This is a genomic window from Streptomyces sp. BE303 (assembly GCF_036290945.1).
Lineage (GTDB): Bacteria > Actinomycetota > Actinomycetes > Streptomycetales > Streptomycetaceae > Kitasatospora.
Window position 1 is genome coordinate 1 of sequence record NZ_JAQYWZ010000619.1, and the last position, 7,416, is coordinate 7,416.

Annotated in this window: 7 protein-coding genes; all 7 read left to right on the forward strand. The window is 71.7% G+C overall.

Features of this window, described 5'->3' with window-relative positions; genetic code table 11:
• The first annotated feature begins 93 nt into the window (after nt 1-93).
• Genes PUR56_RS14340 through PUR56_RS14370 form a run of 7 tightly spaced genes read left to right on the forward strand, consistent with a single transcriptional unit; the run spans nt 94 to nt 7,338 of the window.
• Nucleotides 94-1,179 (forward strand): ABC transporter permease, encoded by a 1,086-nt coding sequence (locus PUR56_RS14340; protein ID WP_329949188.1) that lies wholly within the window; start codon nt 94-96, stop codon nt 1,177-1,179.
• Nucleotides 1,176-2,255, forward strand: coding sequence for an ABC transporter permease (locus tag PUR56_RS14345; protein WP_329949189.1), 1,080 nt, complete (start codon nt 1,176-1,178; stop codon nt 2,253-2,255). Before PUR56_RS14340 ends, PUR56_RS14345 begins: the two co-directional genes overlap by 4 nt.
• Nucleotides 2,252-3,796, forward strand: a complete 1,545-nt coding sequence (locus tag PUR56_RS14350) for a sugar ABC transporter ATP-binding protein (RefSeq protein ID WP_329949190.1) — start codon at nt 2,252-2,254, stop codon at nt 3,794-3,796. The genes PUR56_RS14345 and PUR56_RS14350 overlap by 4 nt, the downstream gene beginning before the upstream one ends.
• Entirely contained in the window at nt 3,793-4,119 is a 327-nt protein-coding gene (locus tag PUR56_RS14355; protein WP_329949191.1) for an L-rhamnose mutarotase, read from the forward strand. The genes PUR56_RS14350 and PUR56_RS14355 overlap by 4 nt, the downstream gene beginning before the upstream one ends.
• Nucleotides 4,116-5,549 (forward strand): L-fuconate dehydratase, encoded by a 1,434-nt coding sequence (locus tag PUR56_RS14360; protein ID WP_443034496.1) that lies wholly within the window; start codon nt 4,116-4,118, stop codon nt 5,547-5,549. The genes PUR56_RS14355 and PUR56_RS14360 overlap by 4 nt, the downstream gene beginning before the upstream one ends.
• Nucleotides 5,546-6,304: an SDR family NAD(P)-dependent oxidoreductase gene (locus PUR56_RS14365; protein WP_329949193.1), complete on the forward strand. Its 759-nt coding sequence runs from the start codon at nt 5,546-5,548 to the stop codon at nt 6,302-6,304. The genes PUR56_RS14360 and PUR56_RS14365 overlap by 4 nt, the downstream gene beginning before the upstream one ends.
• On the forward strand, nt 6,301-7,338 hold the full coding sequence (locus tag PUR56_RS14370) for an aldo/keto reductase (protein ID WP_329949194.1): 1,038 nt from the start codon (nt 6,301-6,303) through the stop codon (nt 7,336-7,338). Before PUR56_RS14365 ends, PUR56_RS14370 begins: the two co-directional genes overlap by 4 nt.
• Nucleotides 7,339-7,416: the final 78 nt, after the last annotated feature.

Consider the following 7,416-nt stretch of genomic DNA (forward strand, 5'->3'; position numbering starts at 1 on the left):
ACTTGCCGTCCACCACGGCATGGCCGTCGCTCCCGACACCCCGGGCATCGGGATCGACTGGGACATGGACGCCATCGACAACCGGAGGGTCGCATGAGCACCCCCACCGCGCCGTCCGACACCGCGACGACACACCCCGACGAGCTGGCCGAACCCCCCGGCAAGGCACACCGGCTCCCGTTCTGGGTCAACCAGCGACTCGGCCTGCTCCTCCTGACCCTGCTCCTCGTCGCGCTGTTCGGCGCGCTGCGGCCCGCGTTCCTCGACGAACGGCTCGTGCTCTTCCCGCTGCTGCGCGACATCGCGACGCTGACCGTGGTGGCGCTCGCCCAGATGGTGGTCCTCTCCGTGGGGCACATGAACCTCGCCGTCGGCCGGATGGCCGCTTTCGGCGCCATGTTCGCGGGATTCGGCTACGACCGACTCGCCCTGCCCCTGCCACTAGGCCTGCTGCTGTGCCTGGCCGCCGGCGCCTCGATCGGCGCCCTGTCCGGCTGGATCATCGCCCGCACCGGCGTGAGCTCCTTCGTGGTCACCCTGGCCATGGACTTCGCCCTGCTGGGCCTGGTCTCCCTCCTCTACTCCGCCCTGACCGAGAACGCCGCCTTCACCACCCGCCCGGCCGGGCTCGCCGAGCTGCGCTCCGCCTCCCTCGCCGACCTCTGCGTCGGCCCGGTGTGCGGCACGCCCGCCGTCCCGCAGGTCGTCCAGTTCACCCTGCTCGCCCTCGCCGGACTCGGGTTCCTCTACGGCTGCACCCGCCTCGGCCGCGAACTCCTCCTCACCGGCGCGAACCCCGCGGCAGCCGAACTGTCCGGCATCCCCACCGGCCGGCGCATCGTCCTCGCGCACGCACTGTCCGGCCTGCTCGCCGCACTCGCCGGCTTCATGGCCGCCGTCGGCACCGGCACCTTCCGCGCCTCCATCGGCGACGACTTCATGCTCCCCTCCTTCCTCGGCGCCGTCCTCGGCGGCACCCTGCTCACCGGCGGCGTCGTCTCCGTGATCGGCGCACTGCTCGGCACCTCCCTCGTCGGCGTCATCCGCAAGGGCCTCGACCTGCTCGGCGTCGGCCTCGAAAGCCTCAACATCTACCTCGGCTGCGTCCTGCTGCTGGCCCTGTCGGCCGACCGCGTGCGCACCGTCGTGTCCTACCGCAAGGTGGTGCGCTCCACATGATCACGACCACTGCGCGGACGGCCCGCACCGGCGCCGTGCTGCGCCGCTTCTCCCGCTCGACCACGATGACACTGCTCGGCGTCGTCCTGGCCGGGTACCTCGTCCTGGGCATCACCTCGGCCGGCGCGTTCTTCGAGGGCCCCTCCGTACGCACCTTCCTGCAGTACATGGCCACCCCCGTCCTCATCGGCCTGGCCCAGATGGTCGCGCTCTGCGTCGGCCAGCTCAACCTCGCCGTGGGCGCGCTGGGCGGCTTCACCGCCTGCCTGATGGGCGTGCTGATGGCCGACAACGGCGTACCCGTACCGGTGGCCGTCGCGGTCGGCGTACTCGCGGCCACCCTGATCGGCCTGGTGACCGGTGTGTTCATCGTGGCGACGCAGATCAACGGCTTCATCGTCACACTCGGCTCCATGACCATCCTGCTGGGCGCCCAGTACCGGCTCGTCGGCACCCGCACCGTCGACGGGTACTCCCAGAGCCTCCAGGACCTCGGCCGGGCGGCCCCGCTCAACGTCCCGCTGGTGTTCGTCGCCGCACTCATCGGAGCCGTGCTGCTCGCGGCATTCGTCTACCGCGCCACCGCCGGACGGCGGCTGCTCGCGGCCGGCGGCAATCCGCTCGCGGCCCGCCTGTCGGGCATCTCCACCAACCGTCAGATCGTCCTCGCCCACGGGCTGTCCGGTCTGCTCGTCGGTGTCGCCGCCGTACTGGCGACCGCATCCCTGCCCGGTGTCAACCGCAGTGTGGGGGGTGACTGGCTGCTGCCAAGCTTCGCGGCGCCGATCATCGGCGGCGTCGCCCTGACAGGCGGATCCGTCGCCGTACTCGGCACGGTGCTGGCGGCGTTCGTGATGCGGCTGATCGACGCCGCGCGGGCCCAGTTCTCGCTCGACCCGAGCTGGGTGAACTTCCTCATCGGCCTGGTCGTGCTCGGCACGGTCATGGGCGGGCGGATCCAGCAGAGCCGGCAGGAGAAGAAGCGCGGGACGCGAGGCCGCGCTCCGGCGCCACCGGCGGACACGCAACCACGGGCCGGCACCGCCGCCCTGCCGGGTACAGGGGGAGAGCGATGAACGACGTCCTGCTCGAATGCCACAACATCGTCAAGCTGTTCCCCGGGGTCCGGGCCCTGGACGGAGTCGCTCTGCGGCTGACCGCGGGCTCCGTGCACGCCCTGCTGGGCGAGAACGGCGCGGGGAAGTCGACCCTGATCAAGGCCCTCACCGGCGTCCACCTGCCCGACGGCGGCCGGCTCACCTGGCGCGGCCGGGAGATCCAGTTGCGCTCCCCGCTGGAAGCCACCCGCACCGGCATCGGCGTCGTCCACCAGGAACGCAACCTCATCCCCGACTTCTCCGTCGCGGAGAACATCACCCTGCAGAACCCACCCTCGCGCCACGGCATCGTCGACCGCGATGCCATGACCGCCCCCGCGCTGCGCTGCCTCGCAGAACTGGGGCTCGACCTCGACCCGCACCAGCCGGTCCGCGAACTCTCCGTCGCCCAGCAGCAGTTGGTCGAGATCGCGAAGGCGCTCCACACCGACAGCCAGGTCCTCCTCCTGGACGAACCCACTGCCTCGCTCTCCCCGCAGGAAGCGGATCACCTCTTCGAGGTCGTCCGGCGACTGACGGCCCGCGGCACCTGTGTGGTCTTCGTGAGCCACAAGCTCGAGGAGGTCTTCGCGATCTGCGACACCGTCACCGTGCTGCGCGACGGCAGGTCGGTGCTCACGTCCTCGCCGCTCGCCCAGCACACGCACGACGACATCGTCACGCTGATGGTGGGCCGCGCCCACGCGGCGACCGCGATGCGCCCGCGGCCGGCGGTGGAGCGCACCGCCGCGCCCGTCCTTTCGCTCGACAGGCTCGCGACCGCCGACGGGCACCGGGACATCTCACTGGACGTCCGCCCCGGTGAGATCGTCGGCCTCTACGGACTGGTCGGCGCCGGACGCAGCGAACTCGTCCGGGCCGTCCTCGGACTCGGCCGGGTCACCGCCGGCCGGATCCTGGTCCAGGGCGCACCGGTACGGATCAGCTCCCCCCGTCAGGCCCTGCACGAGCACGGCATCGGCTACCTGACCGAGAACCGCAAGGAGGAGGGCGTCTTCCTGGAACAGCCGGTCGGCCGCAACATCGGCGTCACGGTGTGGAAGTCGATCGCCAAGGCCTTCGGTTTCGTCTCCGCCCGTCAGGAGCGCGCCGTCGCCCAGGAACTCGTCGACCGCCTCGGCATCCGGATCTCCGGCCTCGCGCAGAACGCCGGTGAACTGTCCGGCGGCAACCAGCAGAAGGTCAGCCTGGCCAAATGGCTCGCCGCCGACACCCGCCTGCTCGTCGTGGACGAGCCGACCGTCGGGATCGACGTCCGCACGAAGCACGGCTTCCACGAGCTCCTGGGGGAGCTGGCCCGCGAGGGCCTGCCCATCCTGTTGATCAGCAGCGATCTCGCCGAAATGATCACGCTGGCCGACCGGGTGGTCGTCATGGCCGACCACCGCGTCCGCGGCGAAGTCCCCAACGACCACAACTACGAGTGGACGAGCCGGCAGATCATCCGCCTCATCCACAACCGGCCGCCCCCGGCCCTGTCCGCGAGGGCCGACGCATGACGCGGCGCATCGTCCAGGTGGTCCGGCTCCGCCCAGAGAAAGCGGACGAGTACCGCACGCTGCACCGCGCGGTTCCGCAGCCGGTCCTGGACCGGCTCCGGGCCTGTCACATCAGGAACTACTCGATCCACCTGCGCGGGGACCTCCTGATCGGCTGCTTCGACTACCTGGGCGACGACTTCGACGCCGACATGGCCCGGATGGCCGCCGACGAGGCGACCCGGGCGTGGTGGCACCTCACGGCCCCCTGCCAGGAACCCGTGGCGGGCGCCGCACCGGGGCAGTGGTGGGCGCCGACGGAACAGGTGTTCCCCATGGGATGACCCCCGCCCCGCCCTGCGCCCCCGACCGTCCCGCACGTGTGAGAGGAAAGCCCGTGCCCCCGCCGCCCCCAGACCCCGCCCGGATCATCGCGCTGGACACCTACGACATCCGCTTCCCGACCTCGCGGGAGTTGGACGGCTCGGACGCGATGAACCCCGACCCCGACTACTCCGCCGCCTACCTCGTCCTGCGCACCGACGCCGCCGACGGCCTGGAGGGCCACGGCTTCGCCTTCACCATAGGACGGGGCAACGAGGTCCAGGTCGCGGCCATCGACGCCCTGCGCCCGCATCTCGTCGGCCGACTCGTCGCCGACCTGTGCGCCGACCCCGGATCACTCAGCCGCGACCTCGTCGGCGACAGCCAACTGCGCTGGCTCGGACCCGAGAAGGGCGTCATCCACATGGCCGTAGGCGCCGTCGTCAACGCGGTGTGGGACCTCGCGGCCAAGCGCGAGGGAAAGCCGCTGTGGCAGCTCCTCGCGGACGCCGACCCCTTGTGGCTGGTGGGCCAGGTCGACTTCCGCTACATCACCGACGCCCTCACCGAACAGGCGGCCCTCGAACTGCTCGTACGAGGCCGCCACGGCCACCAGGAACGCCGGCGCCGGCTGCTGGAACACGGATACCCCGCCTACACGACATCACCCGGATGGCTCGGCTACAGCGACGGGAAGCTCACCCGCCTCGCACGGCAGGCCGTCGCCGACGGCTTCACCCAGATCAAGCTGAAGGTGGGAACCGACCTCCAGGACGACATACGCCGCTGCCGCACCGCACGCGCCGCCGTCGGCCCGGACATCCGGATGGCCATCGACGCCAACCAGCGATGGAACGTCGGCGACGCGATCGAGTGGACCAAGGCCCTGGCCGAGTTCGACCCGTACTGGATCGAGGAGCCGACCAGCCCCGACGACGTGCTCGGACACGCGGCCATCCGCGCCGCCGTCGCCCCGGTGAAGGTCGCCACTGGCGAACACGTCCACAACCGCATCGTCTTCAAGCAACTCCTCCAGGCCGGCGCCATCGACATCCTCCAGCTCGACGCCGCAAGGGTCGGCGGCGTGAACGAGAACCTCGCCATCCTGCTTCTCGCCGCGAAGTTCGGCGTCCCGGTCTGCCCCCACGCCGGCGGCGTCGGACTGTGCGAACTCGTCCAGCACCTGTCGATGTTCGACTTCGTCGCCGTGTCCGGCACCACCACCGACCGGGCCATCGAATACGTCGACCACCTCCACCAGCACTTCGTGGATCCGGTCGTCATCCGCGACGGCCACTACGCCGCACCACTCGCACCCGGCTTCTCCGCCACCATGCTCGCCGACTCCGTCGCCACCTACACCTACCCCGACGGCGTCTTCTGGGCCGCCGACGGCGCGACGGCCCCGCCCGGCGAACCGGTGCAGGCCACTTCGGAGGCAAGCGCATGACGACCGAACTGACCGGCCTGCGCGCCGTCGTGACCGGCGGGGCATCGGGCATCGGCCTGGCCACCGCCCGACTCCTCGCGCAAAACGGCGCCAGGGTCGCCGTCCTCGACCTCCACCCCTTCGGCATCGAACAACCTCTCACCGGCATCCGCGCGGACGTCGGGGACGACACCTCGGTACGCGTCGGCGTCGAACACGCCGCGGCCGCACTCGACGGGATCGACATCCTCGTCAACAACGCGGGGATCGGCGCAGCCGGCACGGTCGAGGAGAACCCCGACGACCAGTGGCACACCGTCCTGGACGTCAACGTCCTCGGACTCGTCCGCGTCACCCGCGCCGCACTGCCCCATCTACGCGCTTCCGCGCACGCCTCGGTCGTCAACGTCTGCTCGATCGCGGCGACGGCCGGCCTGCCCCAGCGCGCCCTCTACTCCGCGAGCAAGGGAGCAGTCCTCTCCCTCACCCTCGCGATGGCGGCCGACCACGTCCGGGAGGGAATCCGGGTCAACTGCGTCAACCCCGGCACCGTCGACACGCCCTGGATCGGCCGGCTCCTGGAGAGCGCCGGTAACCCGGCGGCGGAGCGCGCCGCACTGTGTGCCCGCCAGCCCCACGGGCGTCTGGTCACCTCCGAGGAGGTCGCCGCCGCCGTCGTCTACCTCGCGGGGCCGGCGGCCGGCTCCGTCACCGGCACCGCCCTGGCCGTCGACGGAGGCATGGCCGGCCTGCGCCTGAGGCCGGTGATGTCGTGAACACCACCGCGGCCCGGGTGCCCGTCGGGCGTGGCACGGCCTGGACCTCGCCTGTGGCCTTCGGCGCGGCGGCCATCGGCAACCTCTTCGCGCCGACGAGCGACGAGCAGGCCGCCGCAGCGATCGACGCCGCCTGGAACCACGGCATCCGGACCTTCGACACCGCACCGCACTACGGCCTGGGGCTGTCCGAGCGCCGGCTGGGCGCCTCTCTGGCGCCCCGCCCGCGCGGCGAGTACACCGTGTCCACCAAGGTGGGCAGGCTGCTCGAACCCGTCCCCGACCCGGTGGGGGACGACCTCGCCAACGGGTTCGCGGTGCCGGCCACCCACCGGCGGGTGTGGGACTTCTCCGCCGACGGCGTGCGCCGCAGCCTGGAGGGCAGCCTCACCCGCCTCGGCCTGGACCACGTCGACACCGTCTACCTGCACGACCCGGACGACCACCTGGACCAGGCGCTGGACGAGGCCTACCCGGCACTGGAACGACTGCGCGCCGAAGGCCTGGTCGGATCGATCGGCGCCGGAATGAACCATTGCGCACCACTGGCCCGCTTCGTCCGCGACACCGATGTCGACATCGTCCTGGTCGCGGGCCGCTACACGCTGCTGAACCAGGCGGCACTCCAGGACCTGCTCCCGGCGGCCGGCGAACGTGGCGTCTCGGTGATGGTGGGCGGGGTGTTCAACTCCGGCGTGCTCGCGGACCCGCGCCCGGACGCCACCTTCGACTACACCACCGCCCCCGCCGCCTTGGTGGAACGCGCCCGACGGATGCAGGAGGTCTGCGAACGGCACGGTGTGCCGCTGCGGGCGGCCGCCGCCCGCTTCCCGTTCGGACACCCGGCCGTCGCCGGCGTCCTGATCGGCCTACGCACGCCCGACGAGGTCACCGACGCCGTCGAACAGTACAGCCGGCCGATCCCCCACGGGCTGTGGCAGGACCTGCGCGCCGAAGGGCTGCTCCCCGGGGACGTACCGGTCCCGCCCGGCCCGCCGCCCGCGGGCGGGCCCCGTCCGAGGAGCAACCGATGAGCGACCCGATCATCGTCGACGCCCACCACCACGTGTGGGACCTGGCCGTACGCGACCAGGAGTGGATCACCGGCGACG

Excerpts from the sequence above, each read along its gene's own strand:
- PUR56_RS14365 (WP_329949193.1), top strand. The coding sequence starts at position 5,546 with ATGACGACCGAACTGACCGGCCTGCGCGCCGTCGTGACCGGCGGGGCA.
- PUR56_RS14360 (WP_443034496.1), top strand. The coding sequence starts at position 4,116 with ATGACCCCCGCCCCGCCCTGCGCCCCCGACCGTCCCGCACGTGTGAGA.
- PUR56_RS14340 (WP_329949188.1), top strand. The coding sequence starts at position 94 with ATGAGCACCCCCACCGCGCCGTCCGACACCGCGACGACACACCCCGAC.
- PUR56_RS14355 (WP_329949191.1), top strand. The coding sequence starts at position 3,793 with ATGACGCGGCGCATCGTCCAGGTGGTCCGGCTCCGCCCAGAGAAAGCG.
- PUR56_RS14350 (WP_329949190.1), top strand. The coding sequence starts at position 2,252 with ATGAACGACGTCCTGCTCGAATGCCACAACATCGTCAAGCTGTTCCCC.
- PUR56_RS14345 (WP_329949189.1), top strand. The coding sequence starts at position 1,176 with ATGATCACGACCACTGCGCGGACGGCCCGCACCGGCGCCGTGCTGCGC.